Annotated in this window: 16 protein-coding genes; 5 read left to right on the plus strand and 11 right to left on the minus strand. The window is 50.8% G+C overall.

Annotated elements, in window-relative coordinates; genetic code table 11:
• Positions 1 to 37: 37 nt before the first annotated feature.
• The 9 genes from LWL52_RS06675 to pseB form a co-directional block, all read right to left on the minus strand.
• Positions 38 to 2029, minus strand: a complete 1992-nt coding sequence (locus LWL52_RS06675; RefSeq protein WP_242918142.1) for a LamG-like jellyroll fold domain-containing protein — start codon at positions 2027 to 2029, stop codon at positions 38 to 40.
• Positions 2030 to 2075: 46 nt separating this feature from the next.
• A complete protein-coding gene (locus LWL52_RS06680) occupies positions 2076 to 3356 on the minus strand; it encodes a glycosyltransferase family protein (RefSeq protein WP_242918144.1) in 1281 nt (426 codons plus the stop codon).
• A 3-nt stretch (positions 3357 to 3359) separates the two neighbouring features.
• Positions 3360 to 4403, minus strand: a complete 1044-nt coding sequence (pseI, locus tag LWL52_RS06685) for a pseudaminic acid synthase (protein WP_242918147.1) — start codon at positions 4401 to 4403, stop codon at positions 3360 to 3362.
• A 2-nt stretch (positions 4404 to 4405) separates the two neighbouring features.
• A complete protein-coding gene (pseG, locus tag LWL52_RS06690; RefSeq protein ID WP_242918149.1) occupies positions 4406 to 5893 on the minus strand; it encodes a UDP-2,4-diacetamido-2,4,6-trideoxy-beta-L-altropyranose hydrolase in 1488 nt (495 codons plus the stop codon).
• Between the two features lie 4 nt (positions 5894 to 5897).
• Positions 5898 to 6710, minus strand: a complete 813-nt coding sequence (locus LWL52_RS06695) for a cytidylyltransferase domain-containing protein (protein ID WP_242918151.1) — start codon at positions 6708 to 6710, stop codon at positions 5898 to 5900.
• Positions 6704 to 7492 carry an SDR family NAD(P)-dependent oxidoreductase gene (locus tag LWL52_RS06700; protein ID WP_242918153.1) on the minus strand — a complete coding sequence of 263 codons (789 nt, stop codon included), beginning with the start codon at positions 7490 to 7492 and terminating at the stop codon, positions 6704 to 6706. Before LWL52_RS06700 ends, LWL52_RS06695 begins: the two co-directional genes overlap by 7 nt.
• On the minus strand, positions 7489 to 8379 hold the full coding sequence (locus LWL52_RS06705) for an aldo/keto reductase (RefSeq protein WP_242918155.1): 891 nt from the start codon (positions 8377 to 8379) through the stop codon (positions 7489 to 7491). Before LWL52_RS06705 ends, LWL52_RS06700 begins: the two co-directional genes overlap by 4 nt.
• 138 nt (positions 8380 to 8517) lie before the next feature.
• Positions 8518 to 9723, minus strand: coding sequence for a UDP-4-amino-4,6-dideoxy-N-acetyl-beta-L-altrosamine transaminase (gene pseC, locus LWL52_RS06710; RefSeq protein WP_242918157.1), 1206 nt, complete (start codon positions 9721 to 9723; stop codon positions 8518 to 8520).
• Positions 9724 to 9834: 111 nt separating this feature from the next.
• A complete protein-coding gene (gene pseB, locus LWL52_RS06715; RefSeq protein WP_242918159.1) occupies positions 9835 to 10854 on the minus strand; it encodes a UDP-N-acetylglucosamine 4,6-dehydratase (inverting) in 1020 nt (339 codons plus the stop codon).
• Positions 10855 to 11043: 189 nt separating this feature from the next.
• On the opposite strand from pseB, the gene LWL52_RS06720 reads away from it, so the two are divergent.
• From LWL52_RS06720 to LWL52_RS06735, 4 genes are all read left to right on the plus strand, one after another.
• Complete coding sequence (locus tag LWL52_RS06720) at positions 11044 to 12144, plus strand: glycosyltransferase family 61 protein (RefSeq protein ID WP_242918161.1); 1101 nt, start codon at positions 11044 to 11046, stop codon at positions 12142 to 12144.
• 80 nt (positions 12145 to 12224) lie between these two features.
• Positions 12225 to 12944 (plus strand): outer membrane beta-barrel protein, encoded by a 720-nt coding sequence (locus LWL52_RS06725; RefSeq protein WP_242918163.1) that lies wholly within the window; start codon positions 12225 to 12227, stop codon positions 12942 to 12944.
• 46 nt (positions 12945 to 12990) lie between these two features.
• Positions 12991 to 13569 carry a GDP-mannose pyrophosphatase NudK gene (gene nudK, locus LWL52_RS06730; RefSeq protein WP_242918165.1) on the plus strand — a complete coding sequence of 193 codons (579 nt, stop codon included), beginning with the start codon at positions 12991 to 12993 and terminating at the stop codon, positions 13567 to 13569.
• Between the two features lie 170 nt (positions 13570 to 13739).
• Positions 13740 to 14312, plus strand: a complete 573-nt coding sequence (locus tag LWL52_RS06735) for a pentapeptide repeat-containing protein (RefSeq protein WP_242918167.1) — start codon at positions 13740 to 13742, stop codon at positions 14310 to 14312.
• Positions 14313 to 14318: 6 nt separating this feature from the next.
• Here the strand turns inward: LWL52_RS06735 and LWL52_RS06740 are convergent, their stop codons facing one another.
• Entirely contained in the window at positions 14319 to 15662 is a 1344-nt protein-coding gene (locus LWL52_RS06740; RefSeq protein WP_242918169.1) for a glycosyltransferase family 4 protein, read from the minus strand.
• Positions 15663 to 15895: 233 nt separating this feature from the next.
• Between LWL52_RS06740 and ffh the strand changes: the two genes are divergently transcribed.
• Positions 15896 to 17230 carry a signal recognition particle protein gene (ffh, locus tag LWL52_RS06745; RefSeq protein WP_242918171.1) on the plus strand — a complete coding sequence of 445 codons (1335 nt, stop codon included), beginning with the start codon at positions 15896 to 15898 and terminating at the stop codon, positions 17228 to 17230.
• Positions 17231 to 17290: 60 nt separating this feature from the next.
• On the opposite strand, the gene LWL52_RS06750 is transcribed toward ffh, so the two are convergent.
• Positions 17291 to 17767 (minus strand): nucleoside deaminase, encoded by a 477-nt coding sequence (locus tag LWL52_RS06750; RefSeq protein WP_242918174.1) that lies wholly within the window; start codon positions 17765 to 17767, stop codon positions 17291 to 17293.
• Positions 17768 to 18124 lie beyond the last annotated feature (357 nt).

Consider the following 18124-nt stretch of genomic DNA (forward strand, 5'->3'; position numbering starts at 1 on the left):
CCAGCTACGTGGCATAAAGCAGCTTGCGTTGCTACAGTTATTTGGCTACCTCCAACCAGCCTTTGTATACTTTGCCGGTGCTGCGGCTGGTGAACTGGTAGTAATACATGCCGGTGGGTACTCCTGCCGCCGACCAGTCGTTGCCATAGCTTTCGCTTTGAAAAACGGATTTGCCCCAGCGGTTAAAGATCTCCAGGCGTGTGGTATGCTGCTCTATCCCTTTCAACACAAAGGCATCATTTTTACCATCACCGTTCGGTGTAATGATGTTGGGAATCTCGGGGCACTCTTCTGCCACAACTGTAATGGTAAAGTTGTAGGTGCAGCCATACACCGTATAAAATACCTGGTAGGCACCGGGCGTGCTCACGTTAATGGTTTGGGTGGTCTGCCCGGTGCTCCAGCGGTACGTTGCGCCGGCTACTTCCGCGCCGATGGTTATCTTCTCTCCATAGCAGGTCGTAACTTCCTCCGGAAAAACATAGGCAGGCACGGAATGCTTTGTTACGACCAACTCGTCGGTGGTTGAGCATCCGGCAGTATTCGTGGCCGTTAACGTATAGGTGCCCGGCTGGGTAATGGCAATGCTTGCCGTAGTAGCACCCGTGCTCCATAGGTAGCTGTAGTATTCAGGATTGCCTTTCGGTGCTGAGAGGACGAATGTTTCGTTGGGACATACAATTCTATCGGGTCCCAGATCCAAAATGGGCGGCGCAACTTCCTTTACAACCAGCGTGCCCCTGCTAATACAGCCGTTTTCTTCTACTATAGCCTCGTACTGCCCTCCCTTGGTGATCTGAATGCTGTTGCCCGTAGCACCTGTGCTCCAGGTTACCTTGCCACTCGCCGTAACGGAGAGAACGGCTGTAGAACCGCTACAAATAGTGGCAGGTCCGTTAATGTTGATAGCGCCGGCAAACGAGTTGTTCACAACATACTCGCCATAGGCAGCTGATTCTGTTTTTAGCAGGACAGAAGAAAGGGTGGTATCTGCAGCCACCGACCAGGTAGCGTCGGTGTTATCCTGCCTGTTGAATAAGGTCGATTTGCAGGAGATCGCACTCTGCTCCAGGCATAGTTTATACTTACCGGTAGCGCCTCCCACTTTATACACACCGTAATATTCCTTTACTTCCGCTGGATTCGAAATACCGCTCACAGAATTCGGGGCAGACGCCACCTGGTAGAGGTGCATGCCTTTAATAGCTTTGTCTGCCTGCACTACTGAAAACGTTGCAAGCCCAGTTGGTAACCGGAGTGGGGTAGCCCAGTTACTAGGGTATAGGTAAACGCTTTTATCCCCGACAGGCGCACCAGAGAGTGTCCAGGCCGTAGCCGGGTTCATGTTGCGGAAGGTGCCGTTGATGTGCAAAGGGCTATGATCCGTTACAGAGTAGCCGGATGTATTGTCGAAGTTGAAATAAGCCACCAGCCCTGGCTCACTTGCAGTAAGTTTATGACACATGCGCTGCCGGATTTCCTCCTGCGTGAGGGCCCGATTCCAGACTCTTACTTCATCCTCCGTGCCACTGAAATTCTCATTATCTGAGATAAAGTCTTTTCCTAAAGCCATTGGGGCTGTATTTGTTAGATCTGTATCTTGGTAGCCTGTAACTTCCTGGCTCTGTAGTATCCCATTGACATAGATCTGCCAGGTTCCTTTCGTACATACCCCCACTAAATGATGCCAGTTGTTATCATTCACATTGTCATTGGAGTACCCAGAGTTCCTGTATAGCCCAGAGCCGTCTCTACCTGCAAAAGCGGCCTTGCCATACTTGATGATAAGGTGGTAGCCTCGGTCGGAGTACCGGTCATACTTCCCTAAAATCCAGTGATACTTGGCAGAGTTCGTTTTTACCCAAGCCTCAACCGTTACCGAGTTTGTTATACCCCGGTTTTGATTACTGCAATCAACATAGTCATCATAGCCGTTGAACTGGAGAGAGTTACCAGGTCCTTGGGCGTAAGTACTTCGGAAGGTAAAGCAAAAGAGAAGACCGAGTAAGATGCGAAGGAATGTTTTCAAAGTGATAGGGGAAAAGGAGATTGAACTATAAATATATAGCTTCGCCTTAATTTACCCCAATAAATTCTTTGATAAATCGGAGAGCCAGTTCACCGCTTCGCCCGTCGTAGGCAGTACCGACGGTGGCATTATAGTACTGCGCCCGCAAATAAACTTCAGGCTTTTGGCTCAGGTGCTGTTCCAGCAGCAGCGCCAGCGAATCCGGGTCCTGCACAGTATCTATCAGGCCGTGCTGCACAAAGCCATAATAGTCGTGCAATTTTTCGTGCGGATTGAAATTATAAAAGATCGACCATACATTCAGCAGCACTGCCTCCAGATGGATGCCGGAGTTGCCGCTGATCTGCACATCTAGCTTCCGCAAATAATCGAACGTATGCTCTTGGGCCGCAGAAGAAAGGCTGATATTCGGAAACAAGGTCAATAGAAAGGTAAAGTCCCGCTTGTCGCGCGGATGGGGCCGCAGAATGAGGCTTACCTGCGGAAAGCCCTCAGCCAGTGTACGGACCAGTTGCTCTGTTTCGGGCATCAGGTCCATTAAATTACCACCAATGCCAATTGTCCGGATAGTGCGATGCTGGTTTCGGTAGGGAACAAAAGCATCTGCCTTCGGCATGCCGATGAATTCAACCAGACCAGCTACCGGGCCACAAGCCTTATACTTGTCGAGCGAATCCTGCCCCTCCAGCAGGCTTAAATCAAACAGCAGCGGTGGGAAAATGGTACTCACGCTGGCATGCTGCACATAAATTGTTTTTATGCCTAACGCCTTTGCGGCCAGCAGCATGGCGCGCGCATCGGGGTTATGGTCGTTGGCAAACACAATAGCCTGCGGTTTATACTTGCGGAGCTTGCGCAGGTATACTTCATAAAAGCCCACGGCATCAAAAAGAATATCAGGGAAGCGTTTGGTAATATGGGGCTTATACTTCAGGAACTGGAAGTATAAAGGGATGAACCGGTAGTAGTATAGCAGCTTCCTGCGAAGTGAAAGGCGCTCCACAACCGGGTTATACTTACCAATCTCTTTGTTTTGGCCGGCCACAAAAACTGCTTCCGGTAAGCCCTGCTGCACAAAAGTTAGGCTGTCATAGTTGTTCTGGCTCACCACATACAGCCATACTTCCCCTTTTAGTTTGTCGGGGTGCTCTACCTGCTGAAACAGATTGCCCAGGAGCCGCACTACGGTGTAGCCCGCCATTTTGAGCACGCGTTTAAAAGGACTGGTAGGCGAAACGGCATTTTTAGCACTTTCCGGAAGCTGGTAAAAGCCCTCGGAGAAGTGCAGGTGCAGGATGTTGCGGTAGCGGTTATACCACGCGTTCATGAGCTACAGCAGATCCCAGGAAAGAGGCGTGCCGGCTTTTATACTTTTGGTGGCAGCTTTGCCGAGCAACTCTTCATAATGTTTCGGCGCCAGTCCGAGTCCCGGGCGAATAATCCGGATGTTTTCTTTTGTAAATGCTTCGCCTGCGGTAATGTCTTTGGCGGCATACACGGAGCGCTTGAAAAGACGGCTTTTCTCCTCGGCACGCTGCACGCCATATTGTACATAGCCCAGCGCCTGCCATGCCCTTTCCGATTCGATCACTAACGAAGACAGTTCCGCCGGTTCCAGTGAGAAAGCGGCATCCACGCCGCCGTCCGCACGACGCAGGGTGAAGTGTTTTTCAATGACAGTAGCTCCAAAAGCAACGGCAGCCACAGCAACGCCCACGCCCATGGTATGATCGGAGAGGCCTACTTGCACGCCAAATAGCTCGCGCATGTGCGGAATAGTAAGCAGGTTAGTGTTTTGGGGCGTAGCCGGGTAAGTGCTGGTGCATTTAAGCAGTATCAGCTGCTGGCAACCGGCCTGCCGTAAAACGTTTACCGCATCATCCAACTCTGAGATCGTCGCTGCCCCCGTGCTCATGATTACGGGTTTGCCGGTAGCGGCTACCTTGCGCAGCAACGGATGATCGGTATTTTCAAAAGAGGCAATTTTATACACCGGCGCTCCAAGTTCTTCCAGGAAATCCACAGCCGTTTCATCAAAAGGAGAGGAGAAAGCAATGAGGCCACGCTCTCTGGCCCGATCAAAAATAGGTTTGTGCCACTCCCAGGGCGTATATGCTTCTTTGTAAAGATCATAAAGCTCCCGGCCTTTCCACAGCGAGTTTTCATCGGCAATGGTGAAAGCGCCCGGCAGCGTCATGGTATCGGCGGTGTATGTTTGCAGTTTGATGGCATCGGCGCCGGCATCGGCAGCAGCATCGACAATAGCCAGGGCCCGCTTCAGCGAATGGTTATGGTTGCCCGACATTTCGGCAATGATGAAAGGCCTGTTTCCTGGTCCTACCTGGCGGCCGGCAATGGCAATTTCGTGTGTCATAGTTATACTTCTTGTGGCGGCACCAGCCCGAGCACAAAACGGTGTGCTTCCGGATGCTGCTCCGAGGCAGGGCCATTGGTAAAGCCTGCTTTCTCAAACGCGCGGACCGAGGCGGTATTATCCAGCTGCACCAAGCCTTCTATCTCTTGAATGTCGGCCCGTTCCTTTCTAAGCTGTTCTACTCCTTTCAGCAGCACCGTATGGCCTAAACCCTGGCCCCGGTATGCTTTGCTGATCAGGTAGCTGATCGTAGCTGTGTCTCCTTTTATATCAAACCGGATCTGGGCGACAGGGTCACCGTTTACCACTGCAAGGTAGATGATACAATTCGGATCGGCAAGTTTGACGTGAAACCACTGGCGATGGTTTTCCAGCGGAATAGGCGCGGGGTTAAAAGAGCGACGGCGCACCTCGGGGTCGTTGTTCCACTCGTAAAGCAGGTGCATGTCTTCTTCCGAAACCTTGCGCAAAGTGGTTAGGGTACGTAGCCGGAAAGAATGGAATACCTGCTGTAGCCTAACATCGCTTTGCCCGTCATAATACTGCCGCTGCACCTGTAACTGCGCTCCAAAGGCCGGTCTCAGGTCTTCTGTTTTTAAACTAGCAAAAGATTCATAGGGATGAGCAATGCCGCTGGCGGTCAGAAAGGTATAAAAAGCCTGCTGGTTTTCGGCTGTCTGCAATATAAAGAGCGCGCCGCCAACGGCAGCATACTCCTGGGCAACCCCACTGGCCGATGTAACTGCTACAGGGCATTGTTGCATGAGCCGGCACATGGCGTCGGCAGCCAGGTTCTGGTGCAGGGCAAAAGCCGGATGCTTTTTAAGCCAGCGCTGCAGCTCCACAACATGCTTGTAGGCGCCGCCAACTACTATTTCTACCTGGGTTATACTTTTTAACCGGACCAGTTCTTTTGCCACCTGCAAGGTATGATTCTCCGGGTCGGCCCCGCCCATATTCAGCAACACGCGCACCTTATCAGCCGGAAAGTTTCTTGCCTGGCTGGCAGCCTGTAAGAACGGCTGGCGCAACAGCGCATACTTCGGGCCGAGCAGTAGCTGGGTATATGGAGCAGTCCTGTAAGCGTCTTTCGTTACGCCTCCCGCCTGGTTCAGCACAGCGTCGGCTACAAAGGGGTACGCGTGGATGTCATCGAGGCAGATCAGGGGGCAGCCTTTGCTTTTTATACTTTGCTGGTAAGCCGTGTCAAAGGAATAGCCATCGAGCACCACCACCACATCAGGGGCAATGTAAGCGGCCAGTTCATGTATAAAGCGGTCTTCGGTAGGTGGGCTTGCGGGCAGCATGATCACCCCATGGCAAGTCTGCTGCAGCAGTTCCCGCAGCTCAGCGGAAGGGGCCTGTATGGCAAACACGCACTCAAATTCGTCACGCAGCATAGCCGCCAGGGCCATCGAGCGTACCACATGGCCCAACCCGATCTTGTTGTTGCCGTCTGCCCTGAAAATGATGCGGGTTTTGTTTGCCATGCGTTTACTTTTCTAGCTTTTGCAAAGTTTTGTCAAATCCTCCCAGCTTTAAGATACGCTTTGCCTCTTCCAGTTCCTCCTGCTCGTTTGCGAATGCCTTGCGCTGCGTGTTTCCCTCGTTTATGGCTGCTAGCCAGGGATACTGCTGCAGCAGCTGAGCTATCTCCGGAAATCCAAATAAATGGCCCGGCTTATACAAGTTGCTATAAAGCAGCGAGGCGAGCGCATAATCTGTCGGGTAATCTACGGTAAGGCGAAGCTTTTTGATATCGGAGGCGATTGGCACCTCCTGCGTTTTGAACATACTTTCGCGCCTGATGTAAGGGGTTACGTGTTCCCGGTCAGAGTGAGCAGTGGCTGCTGTCCGGGCCTTTTGCAACGCGGCAAAAGAGATCACTTCAATATTGGTACCGAGCGGCAAGCCTTCGGTTATGGTGTAATCCACTCCTGCCTGCAGGTGCTGCTGTACGGCCGCATCAATTGTTTCCGGCATAATAAAAGGGTTGTCCCCGGTGAGCCGTACGGCAATATTCAGCTTATAAATTGCTGCGGCAGCTGCAAACCGGTTCAGCACATCCTCGGCATCGCCCCGAAAGCAGGCTATTCCATTGTCAGAACAAAACTGCGCAATAACATCATCTGATGCCTGAGTGGTAGTGGCAATGATAACCTGTTCGATGGCGCTTGCCTGTTGCGCGCGATCTACCACATGGGCCAGCAGTGCGGGGCCGCTGCCAAACGGGAGCAGAAGCAGGGCCTTGCCTGGCAGCCGCTCCGAGCCGGAGCGCACCTGTATAATGGCGCCTGTTCTTACCATGCTGTCCAGCCTCCATCCAGCACTAAGTTCTGGCCCGTCATGTAAGCGGATGCATCAGAGGCCAGGTATACAAAAGCTCCTCTCAGATCATCAGGTGTACCGATCCTACCTAAGGGATTTTTCTTTTTTAGCCGGTCAACAAAGCCTTCATCCTGCTGCACGTTCGGGCTGGGGAAAGGGCCAGGCGTAACGGCATTTACGGTGACGCCATACTTGCCCAGATAACAGGCAAAGTAGCGCGTGAGCTGTAGCACGCCGGCTTTTGCTGCACCGTAATGCGGCGGATTGAGCGATGCCAGGCTTTCCTCATAAATACTAAAATCAGGCGATACTAGGCCATACATGGAGGATACATTGATGATCCGGCCGCCTCGTTCCTTTAAATAAGGAATAACTTCCCGGATACAGCGGTACACACTATTCAGGTTGCCGTCGATACCGTAAGCCCATTCCTCATCGGTCAGCTGTTCGGGGTTTTGCCCTTTGGAGTAAAAAGCATTGTTTACCAGCACATCCAGGCTGCCCTCTTTGGCGGCAACGGTGCGGAAGGCCTGTTGCACACTCTCCATACTGGCAATATCGCATTGCTCAAAATGGATGTTCGGGAGCTTTGCCTCTTCAAAGGCTGCGGTATACTTCTCTTCGCTTCGGCCCAGCACATATACTCGCGCACCGGCTTCGGCCAGGCCCAGGGTAATAGCCGTCCCAAGGTAGCCATAGCCCCCGGTTACCAGCGTTACTTTATTTTGCAGTGAGAAGAGGGAATTGAGAGGTGTACTCATGTTTTAGGCCAGTTGTAAGGCAAAAGGATCGCCTCGTTTTCTTCCTTAAAGCTATTTAATTGTGGCAGTAAGGCATCGTTTAATTGGATGGTGCTGTAGCGGATATTCTGTTGCAGGGTCTCCAGACTTTCTACGCCCATCACTACATGGGTAATATGCGGATTGCCGAGCACAAAACCAAGTAGCATGGCGCCCAGAGGCACCCCGCATTGGTGGGCGAGTTGGTGCAGGCCAGCAATTTTGCCGGCAATGGGAGCGAAGAAGGGCGGCAAACTTTCCTGGGAAAGGAAGTATAAACCCTGCAGGAACACCGATCGGACATGCGTTTGGATACACTGCTGTTGAAAGCGGGGGAGCACAGCCTCAAAGCGGCGGTCAAAAATGCTGTAAGGAAACTGCACAATATCAATCGAAGCCTGCTGCGCTAAAAGTTCTTCAGCCTCCCAGGGATGATAAAGCGAAACGCCGATCTTCTCTACCAGGCCAGCAGCCTTCAGTTCTTGGAGCTCTGCTAAAACGCCCGGGTTTTGCTCATACGTGCTGTAGCTGTGCAGCAGATACCCGTATAATTTTGTAACACCAAGCCGCTCCAGCGATTCGGCTAGGGCTTGCCTGATACTTTTCTCCGGCTGGTTGGGCGGGTACTTGGAAATAATCCGAAAGGAGAGTGGAGTGCCCTGCAAAGCAGACTGGATCGTGCTTTCGCTTTCGCCGTAAGCGGCGGCGGTATCCAGCGTGTTGATGCCGGCTGCCAATGCCTGGGTAAATATAGCCTTTACCTGCGGAGACTGCAGCTGCCCTTGCTTGTTGCTGATCCCGTAATCTAACCCGAACTGGGCGGTGCCTATGATCAGCTTCGAAATAATATCTTCTTTAGAGAGAACCAAGGAGGTATGTCTTAGCCATTAATGAAAAATTATACTGCTGATTTTGTAGCAATCAACCACCTGTAAAAGCATTTTATAGCGTGTTGGTACGCAGGCAAAATCCCTTTAACTACCCCTCTGGAATTATGGCTATGCGCTTCATCCGATAAATTCCTTCACCTTCTGGATCACAAATTCCTGTTCTTCCGGTGTCAGGCTTGGGTACATGGGCAGGCTAAGGCACTGGCTGTAGTAATTTTCAGCCTCCGGAAAATCTCCTTTTTTAAAACCAAGATTCCGGTAATAGGGCATGGTATGCGCCGGAATATAATGCACCTGCGCAAAAATGTTGTGCTGGCGCAGGAAATCGTATAGCCCTTTGCGGTCCTGCACGCGGATGACGTACAGGTGATAGGCATGGCCTGTTTCCCCGTTCCTGCCCAGCGCGGCAGGGTTAGTTTGCAGCACGTCTATGTCGTTTATACCTGCAAAAGCCTCGTCGTATACTTTGGCAATGCCTTTGCGGCGCGCCAGGTTGGCGTCGGCGCGTTGTAATTGCGTGAGGCCGAGGGCACAAAGCATATCCGGAATCCGATAGTTAAAGCCCAGGTCCTGCATTTCCATGTACCAGCCGCCGTGGTTTTCTTCCAGCAGCGCAGGGTCGCGCGTAATGCCGTGGGTGCGCAGCTTGAGCAGTTTCTGGTAGAGTTCCGAGTTATTAGTGGTCACCATGCCGCCCTCGCCGGTGGCAATGTGCTTTACAGGGTGAAACGAGAAGATCGCCAGGTCGGCATACCTGCCGTTGCCGCACAGCTGTTTGTTGCCCTGGCTGTCGTAAAAAAAGCCGCCCGGTGAGTGAGCCGCATCCTCTATGATCCACAGTCCGAACTCATCGGCGAGCTTACGGTATTCTTCCAGGTTCACGGGGTTGCCCGCAAAATCGACGGGAATGATCCCCTCAAAATATCCTTTGGGCTTGCTCTCGAGCAAGGCTCGTACTTTGGCTATATCCAGCAACGCTGTTTGAGCGTTGATATCGGCAAAAGCCACTGTGCCGCCGCAGTAGCGCACGCAGTTAGCTGAGGCGGCAAACGTAATGGGTGTCGTGATCACCCGTGATTCCTCGTTTACGCCCAGCGCCAGGGTGCACAGGTGCAGCGCAGCCGTACCATTGCTGACAGCCACCGCATACTTAGCGCCGATGTAATGGGCAAAAGCTTGCTCAAACGCTTCTACCTTTGGTCCCTGCGTCAGGTAATCCGACTGCAATGTTTCTACCACCGCATCAATATCATCCTGGGTGATATGCTGGCGGCCGTAAGGAATAGGCTGCTTAGGAGTTCCGAATTCTGAGTTCTGAGTCACGCGTTCTATTTAATTAGAAATGAGAAATTAAAAATTAGAAATTGAGTAAGCTTAGTAAGATGTCTGTACTCTTAATGATTTATAATTTCTAATTCATAATTTTTAATTGTTTTACGCAGTAAAACCGGGGTCCACGTGCTGGCGGATCTGGTCGCGGAGCTGCGCTACATTCAGCCAGTCGGTGTTGGTGCCGGAGTTATACTTAAAGCCCATTTCCACCATTCTGCCTTTGTGCGTTTTCAGGAATTCTTCGGTGGTCCAGGTAGGGGTGGAGGGCAGGATGATGTAGTACTTATCGAGCTCCACGGTGTTGAGTGAGTCGGTTTCGGTGATCATTTCCTCGTGCAGCTTTTCGCCCGGCCGGATGCCCACAATCTCCTGCCGGCAATCCGGACCGATCGCCTCGGCCATGTCCGTGATCACGTAAGATGGAATTTTCGGCACAAAGATCTCTCCGCCCCAGTGGTTTTCCAGCGCATGGAACACGAGTTCCACGCCTTCCTCCAGTGAGATATTGAAGCGCGTCATCTCCGGGTGTGTAATGGGCAGCACGCCTTCCGAGCGCTTCTTTAAAAAGAAAGGTACCACCGACCCGCGGGAGCCGATCACGTTGCCGTAGCGCACCACCGAGAAACGGATGTCACGCTTGCCTTTCATGTTGTTGGCGGCCACAAAAAGCTTGTCGGAGCAAAGCTTGGTAGCACCATACAGGTTAATAGGAGCGGCCGCCTTGTCGGTCGAGAGCGCCACCACGTCTTTAACGCCACTGTCCAGGGCAGCATTGATGATGTTCTCGGCTCCCAGTACGTTGGTCTTGATGCATTCCATCGGATTATACTCGGCGGCGGGCACCTGTTTCATCGCGGCCGCATGCACAATAATGTCGATGCCCTCGCAGGCACGCTTAAAGCGCTCGCCATCGCGCACGTCGCCAATAAAATACCGGATGGATTTATACTTGCTGTGCGGAAAAACCTGCGACATCTCGAATTGCTTCAGCTCATCGCGGGAGTAGATCACCAGGCGTTTTACATCCGGGAAGCGGGCGTATACCATCTCCACGAATTTTTTGCCAAACGAGCCTGTGCCGCCTGTTACCAGAATAGACTTATGATTGAGGTCTAATGCCATGTTTTGTTTTGTATCTGATGCGCCAACCTTGAATCCGGCTGGTTTGGCTGCAAGTTAATTATTTAATTGCGGATAGTTGGAGGGTTCAATTGCTAAATTGTTAGGTGGTTTCTTTCCTGCATCACGCATTACTTTCAACTCTTAACTCTTAACTATAAATCGTACCTTTCGGTTTATACTTGCTCCTGTATGTTAAAGAAGGTATTCTTCCGGCTGCTGCACCTGGCCGGTTATTATTTCCGGTATAGTTCGGTGCTGCATCATCCTTCCAAAAAGGAAATGGCCCCGGGGAGTGTGGTAAAATTTGACACCGCGGAAACAGCTTTCCTGGAGAGATCGGCAGCTAGCTTTAACTATAGCATCGATTATAGCCTGGGCTACCGACAGAAAGCGCCCTATCTGGTGCGGCTTTCAAACGTGTATTTTCTGGGCCATACCGGTGCACTGGTGATGGAGGGGAAGCTGGTAGTGGAGTCGGTGTTTGATACGAGCAGGTTAGCCAAGTCACCGGCCTTTAAAACGCCCGCGCTGCTCACTCCTAAGTATAAAAGCGGGCTTTATACTTCGGTGCTGCACCTGCCCTGGGCGGAGAAGAATAACTATCACTGGTTTTTCGATTGCCTGCCACGGCTATACTTTCTGCTACTACAGGTATCCGAACCACTTCACATCATCATGCGCCGTGACTTGCCGGACTACCAGCTGCAAACGCTTCAGTTCATACTTAGAGATCACCCGAATGCGCAGGTGGTGTTTATCGGGAAGCACGAAAAATGGGAGCTTGCCGAGTTTATACTTCCCTCGTTTGTGGCAAATTCGCAAAGCGGGTTTTTGCCTGCGCCTATTGCTGCCTGGTTGCGGGACAAAGTATGGCAGGGGTATCACGTACAGCCCGGAAGCCGGAAAAGACGCCTATACATCAGCCGGGCCGCTGCCAAAACGCGCCGCCTGCTCAACGAGCTGGAGCTGCTGGCACTGCTTGCCCGGTATGGTTTTGATGTGGTGCGGGCCGAAGAGCTAAGCTATCAGCAGCAGGTGCAGCTGTTCTTCGAAGCCGAGGTGGTGATAGGCCCGCATGGCGCCGGCATGACCAATGTACTTTTTGCGGCACAGTGTCAGGTGCTGGAGTTTCATCCGGCCAACCTCATCAAAACGCATTACTTCCTGCTCTGCAAAGGCCTTGACTTTCCCTATTCCGCTATAATAGGTTCTGCCGGCGATGTGCAGGAGAATTATACTGTGGATGTGCGGGAGGTGGAACTATGGCTGGAGAAGCGGTTTGGGGAGTAATAGTATAGATAGGAATTTAGCTGTTGTATATTATATATGCTATATTAACACTTGCTAAGAAAACAAACCAGCTGTTACTGATGAAAAAAACGCTCTTACTGCTTGCCTTAACTTTTTGCAGCATCTCGTGCATGGGACAAATTAAAATTATCCCTAAAATAGGTGTAGTTGTGTCTTCTCAATCTTTAGAATTTGGCAAATTTGAGAGTAGAAACTATAGGCAGTTACAGAACAAAGTAGGTTTAACAGCTGGGGTTGGAATAGCCAGTGAATTATCACAGAGTATCAGTATAATAACTGATATTGAATATGTTGAACTCGGGTTTATAGATAATTTAAAAACGCCCTGGACAATTACGAAAGATATTTATAAGTTAAAGTATCTTATAGCACCTATCGGACTTAAATACTATATTTCAAGTAATCAGACGTTTAATTTCTTCTTATCTCCTGGGGTTTATGGCGGTTTATTTCTGGAAGGAAAACATATTTACAGCGAAGACAGAAAAGAACATTATTATCATTATAACCCTTCTTTCTGGAATGGCGAAAGATATATAAAAGTAAATGACAGAAGGTACAATTATGACCAGTTTGACTGGGGTATTAAATTGGGTGTTGGAACTGATATTAATATAGGAAAAAATCAGTTTGTGATAGATGCCCAATATTCTTTAGGGATGTCAAATGTACATGAAAGAATAGTAGATGATTTGTATGAAAGCGGCGCCGATGGTAAAAATAGGTTCTTCAGCTTAAGTGTTGGCTATCTTCTGCCTGTCTGGCGAAAAGGTTACTAGCATCTTATTCAATTAAATCGGTAATTTTCTTTTAATTTCTTCCCAGATGATCAATGATGTAAAGATATTAGACACGCAGGTGCTGTCCGACAACTGGTATGTGCTCCGGAAGATCACGTACGAATACCGCAAGAAAGACGGCAGTCGGCAACAACAAAGCCGAGAGGCATATGACAGGGGCAATGGCGCCACCATTCTACTTTATAACAAAGCACAAAAAACGGTTATTCTGACACGCCAGTTCCGCCTGCCCTCGTTTATAAACGGAAACGAATCGGGCATGCTGATCGAGGCCTGTGCGGGATTGCTGGACCAGGATAACCCGGAAGATTGCATCAGGCGCGAAACTGAAGAAGAAACCGGGTATAAAGTGACCGACGTGCGCAAGATTTTCGAAGCCTATATGTCGCCGGGTTCTGTGACCGAGATCCTGCACTTCTTTATTGCTGAATATTCTAAGGCTATGAAAGTGCATGAGGGCGGCGGCGTAGCGCATGAAGAAGAGAACATCGAGGTGCTGGAAATGCCGCTGCAGCAGGCGCTGGAATTGATCGGAAACGGTCAGATAAAGGATGGCAAAACCATCATGCTGCTACAGTACATCAAGCTGCATAACATACTTTAAAGCGGCCATACCACAGCTTATACTTGCTGTCTGCCTCAATTTAAGGTTCTTCTGACCACCTACGGCTCATAATAATCTGCTAAATTGCCATCGCATTGGCTTGTAGCGGCAAGTGAAAGGCTGTATACTTTTACCGGCGCTTACCCGTTCATAGCTCAAAAACTAATCTGATGGAGTCCCTGCTGCACGAGAACAAGACCTTTGAAAAAGTAATTTATGCTGGCAAGCAGGTGCTGAACAGGGAGTTTGAGAACTGCACGTTTAAAGCCTGCGACTTTTCCGGGAGTGATTTTTCGCATAGCCGCTTTTCCGACTGCCTGTTTATAGGCTGTAATTTAGCTAATCTGAAGCTCAAGCGAAGTTCGCTCAACGGTGCCACCTTTAGAGAATGTAAGCTGGTTGGCATCAATTTCAGCGAGTGCGAGGAGTTCCTCTTCCAGGTAGCGTTCGAGAACTGCCTGTTGGATTACGCCTCGTTCATGAACAGGAAAATGCCCAAGACTCACTTCCGCCATACCTCCCTGAAAGGCGCTGTGTTCGTGAACGCTACTTTAACGAAAGCAGTGTTTGACCATACCGATCTGGCCGGCGCCGAGTTTAAGAACACGCAGCTCCAGGAAGCTAATTTTACCACAGCTTATAACTTCGACATCGATCCGGAGCACAACAACATCCGGCGGGCCCGCTTTTCGCCTGATGGCTTAACCGGGCTGCTTACGCGACATCAGATCATTTTAGGCTGACAGAACTTAAGGCAGCTCCCAGGGCTGGTCCGCCACTACATCCTTAATAATGGTAGCCAGTTGCTCGGTCAGGGCCTTGCGCGAATACCGCTCATAGTTAATGTAGGGCAGGTCCATGTTAGGGTTTACTTTCCAGGCACGGCTCATTTGCGTCATGTGGTCGAGCATCAGCTCGTACGCGGCATAGTGGAAAAGGCGGCCCGCGCCGCACTCATCTATAATATGGTCGGTATCGGAATGCACAGGACCCAGGCAAATGATCTGCTTGTTGGAGGCCAGGTATTCGAACAGCTTACCGGGCACGTTGGCATACACGCTCGGCACATCAGCAATAGCCAGCAGCAGGGCGGTACTTTCCATCAGGTACTTAATGGCCTTGTCGTGGGGCACGTAAGGTATAAACTCGGTAATGCCCAGCACGCCCGCCTTCTCAATGCGCTGCTTTACACCATCCGAAACCTTGCCCACAAAGCGCAGTTTATAGTTGATCTCGCTGTGTACCGACATTAAATGGGCCATTACTTTAAGAAACACATCTATGTTGTAGTTCTCGGTAATGGTACCGGCGTAGGTGATCAGAAAAGTGTCCTTTGGAGGGGTGGACGGGTATTTAAAATCGTCTTCGTCGTAGCCATTCGGGATAACATGGATTTTTTCGGCCGCGAGTTTGTAGGGCTTGCTTTGAAACAGGCGCTTGGTGTCTTCGCTCGTTACAATTACGGCGTCGGCCTGCTCCAGCACCTGCCGCTCATACTTCTCGTCCAGGCGCCGGGCCAGCGGCGTGTGGTATAGCTCGTCGTAGTAATGGATGTTGGTCCAGGGGTCACGCAGGTCGGCAATCCACTTGATGTTGTGCTTCTGGCGCAGTTGCAGACCGATCAGCTGTGTGGAGTGGGGCGGACTGGTGGTCAGCACGGCCTTATACTTATCTGTTTCCAGCAGTTCTTCCGCTTTTTTGAGGGCATGTTTGTTCCAGCCCACGCGGGCATCCGGAATAAACAGGTTGCCACGTACAAACTTAAATACTTTGTCGAGCAGGGTGTCTTTGGCCTTTTGGTTGGCAAAGCCGCTGTAGGGGATCTCCTTTTTGCCCGAAAGCTTTTTGTAATACTCAAACGGCTCGGAAGTAGGTGTTTTGTAAACGGCCAGGTCTTCAGGAACTTCATGCAGGAAAGTATTGTCCACAAGAGGGTAGGAGGCCTGCTTTTCGTCTACAGTAAGTATGGTTGGCGTAATGCCAAAAGCCGGAAAGTATTTTACAAACTTGAGGCCGCGCTGCACGCCCGGTCCGCCTGAGGGTGGCCAGTAATAGGATATATAAAGGAGATCTAACGCGTCTGTTTTTTCCAAAGCTGCAAGTAGGTTATCTGAACTATCAAATATAAAAATATTCTGCTTGTTAAACTTTACGGGTAGCTAATTTTGCTGTTGTGTGCTTTTTTGAATCTGAGAGCATCCTCTAAAGTATAAACAGGTAGGGCGGCCGCCAGGATGCTGGTATACAGTAGCCTTGTAATTCGCGCAGCATAATTCGTAAATAACTTAGATATTCCTTATTTTTGTAGGTAAACCAGAAGAAAGAGATGTTTGATAATTTAAGTAACAAGTTAGACCGCGCCTTTAAAACGCTGAAAGGCCAGGGCAGCATCACCGAAATAAACGTAGCAGCCACCATAAAAGAGGTGCGCCGCGCGCTGGTAGATGCCGACGTTAACTATAAAGTTGCCAAAACGGTTACCGATAAGATCAAAGACGAGGCCATGGGCCGCGATGTGCTGATCTCCGTATCGCCGGGCCAGCTGATGGTCAAGATCGTGTACGAGGAGCTTACCCAGCTGATGGGCGGTGAAAAGCAGGACATCACCATCAAGGGCGATCCGGCTGTGATCCTGATAGCCGGTCTGCAGGGTTCCGGTAAAACCACGTTTACAGGTAAACTGGCTAACTATCTTAAAAAGCAGAACCGCAATGTGCTGGTGGCTGCCTGCGACGTGTACCGTCCGGCGGCCATTAACCAGCTGCAGGTGCTGGCCGAGCAGGTGGGCGTGGAAGCTTATACTGAACTGGACAACAAGAACCCGGTTCAGATCGCCCTCAATGCCATTGAGCATGCCCGCAAAACAAACAAGAAAGTAGTGATCATCGATACTGCCGGCCGACTGGCTGTGGACGAGGCGATGATGAAAGAAATAGCCGAGATAAAGGCAGCCGTGAAGCCAACCGAAACCCTGTTCGTGGTAGACTCCATGACGGGCCAGGATGCGGTGAACACAGCCAAGACCTTTAACGAACGCATCAACTTCGACGGCGTGGTACTGACCAAGCTGGATGGTGACTCGCGCGGTGGCGCAGCCCTTTCGATCCGGGCGGTTGTAGAAAAGCCGATCAAGTTTATCTCGACAGGCGAGAAAATGGAAGCACTCGACCTGTTCTACCCCGATCGTATGGCCCAACGGATCCTGGGCATGGGTGATGTGATCTCGCTGGTTGAGCGTGCGCAGCAGGCCTTTGATGAGGACGAAGCCAAGCGCATCAACAAAAAGATTCGCAAGAACCAGTTCAACTTCGATGACTTCCTCACGCAGCTGGAGCAGATCAAGAAGATGGGCGATATCAAAGACCTGGTGGGTATGATACCGGGTGTGGGCAAAGCCCTGAAAGATGTGGAGATCGACGAGAACGCCTTTAAGCCGATCGAAGCGATCATTAAATCCATGACGCCGCAGGAACGTGAAAACCCGGACCTGATCAGTGGCAGCCGCCGTGCCCGTATAGCCAAAGGCAGCGGCACCGACATCACGCAGGTAAACAACCTGATGAAGCAGTTCAACGACATGCGTAAAATGATGCGCTCGATGAACAAAATGTCGGGCAAGCGCGGTGGGCTGGGCAACCTGGCCAACATGATGAAGCGCTAAGCAGCCAACAACCTTTGGTACAAAAAAGCCGGCCATACTTCACTAAGTATGGCCGGCTTTTTATTTCTCCTTATTTTCTTCCTGCTGCTCCCATTCAGTAAATGCCTGCAGGGCTTCCTTGTGTAAAAGCTGCTGCATGGGGATGGCCCGGTCGGGCAGCTCCTTTTCTAGTTCCTGGTATATAAAGGCATCATCGAAACCGATACGGGCAGCATCCTGCCGGGTGTTGCCATAGTATACCTTGCGGAAACGCGCCCAGTAAATGGCGCCCAGGCACATGGGGCAGGGCTCGCAGCTGGTATATAGGTCGCAGTCCGAGAGCTCGGGTGTGCCCAGGTGCTGGCTTGCCTTCCGGATCGCTTCTACTTCGGCATGAGCGGTCGGGTCGTTGGAGCGGAGCACATTGTTAAAGCCCTGCGCAATGATTTCGCCGTTGCGTACCACCACCGCTCCAAAAGGGCCGCCAAAGCCTTCTCTCATCTTCTCCAGTGATAAGCGGATGGCTGCCCGCATAAAGTCTTCCTGCTCCTTGTTCATCGAATTCTCGGGTTTGATTGGCGTTTATACGAGTACTGCCCTGCTGTAGCATTGCCAGACTACAAGTATGATTTACGGTACGTCTACAGGTTCTTAACCGATTACGTACGGATCGGGTTACATGCCATACCAGGTAGGTGGGTAATTGGCTATTGAGCTGCGCATAGTACCTGGCCGGTAGCGGAGCCTCCGGAAGTATAAGCACCTTTTCATCAGCAGAAACAGGAAGCCTGATAATCGGCCTGGAAGTATAAAAGGCGGAAAGGGCAAATCAGAAAGTTTCCGGCAAAAAATAGCTTACACCTCACTTGTGCCTTTTCCTGCATACTCGTGGTGTAAGCTATTACGAACGTTGCT

The sequence above is a fragment of the Pontibacter liquoris genome (assembly GCF_022758235.1).
In the GTDB taxonomy this organism is placed as follows: Bacteria; Bacteroidota; Bacteroidia; order Cytophagales; family Hymenobacteraceae; genus Pontibacter; species Pontibacter liquoris.

Coding starts and splice junctions, on each gene's coding strand:
- LWL52_RS06680 (WP_242918144.1), bottom strand. CDS start 3,356: ATGAACGCGTGGTATAACCGCTACCGCAACATCCTGCACCTGCACTTC.
- pseI (WP_242918147.1), bottom strand. CDS start 4,403: ATGACACACGAAATTGCCATTGCCGGCCGCCAGGTAGGACCAGGAAAC.
- pseG (WP_242918149.1), bottom strand. CDS start 5,893: ATGGCAAACAAAACCCGCATCATTTTCAGGGCAGACGGCAACAACAAG.
- LWL52_RS06695 (WP_242918151.1), bottom strand. CDS start 6,710: ATGGTAAGAACAGGCGCCATTATACAGGTGCGCTCCGGCTCGGAGCGG.
- LWL52_RS06700 (WP_242918153.1), bottom strand. CDS start 7,492: ATGAGTACACCTCTCAATTCCCTCTTCTCACTGCAAAATAAAGTAACG.
- pseB (WP_242918159.1), bottom strand. CDS start 10,854: ATGGCATTAGACCTCAATCATAAGTCTATTCTGGTAACAGGCGGCACA.
- LWL52_RS06720 (WP_242918161.1), top strand. CDS start 11,044: ATGTTAAAGAAGGTATTCTTCCGGCTGCTGCACCTGGCCGGTTATTAT.
- LWL52_RS06725 (WP_242918163.1), top strand. CDS start 12,225: ATGAAAAAAACGCTCTTACTGCTTGCCTTAACTTTTTGCAGCATCTCG.
- nudK (WP_242918165.1), top strand. CDS start 12,991: ATGATCAATGATGTAAAGATATTAGACACGCAGGTGCTGTCCGACAAC.
- LWL52_RS06735 (WP_242918167.1), top strand. CDS start 13,740: ATGGAGTCCCTGCTGCACGAGAACAAGACCTTTGAAAAAGTAATTTAT.
- ffh (WP_242918171.1), top strand. CDS start 15,896: ATGTTTGATAATTTAAGTAACAAGTTAGACCGCGCCTTTAAAACGCTG.
- LWL52_RS06750 (WP_242918174.1), bottom strand. CDS start 17,767: ATGAACAAGGAGCAGGAAGACTTTATGCGGGCAGCCATCCGCTTATCA.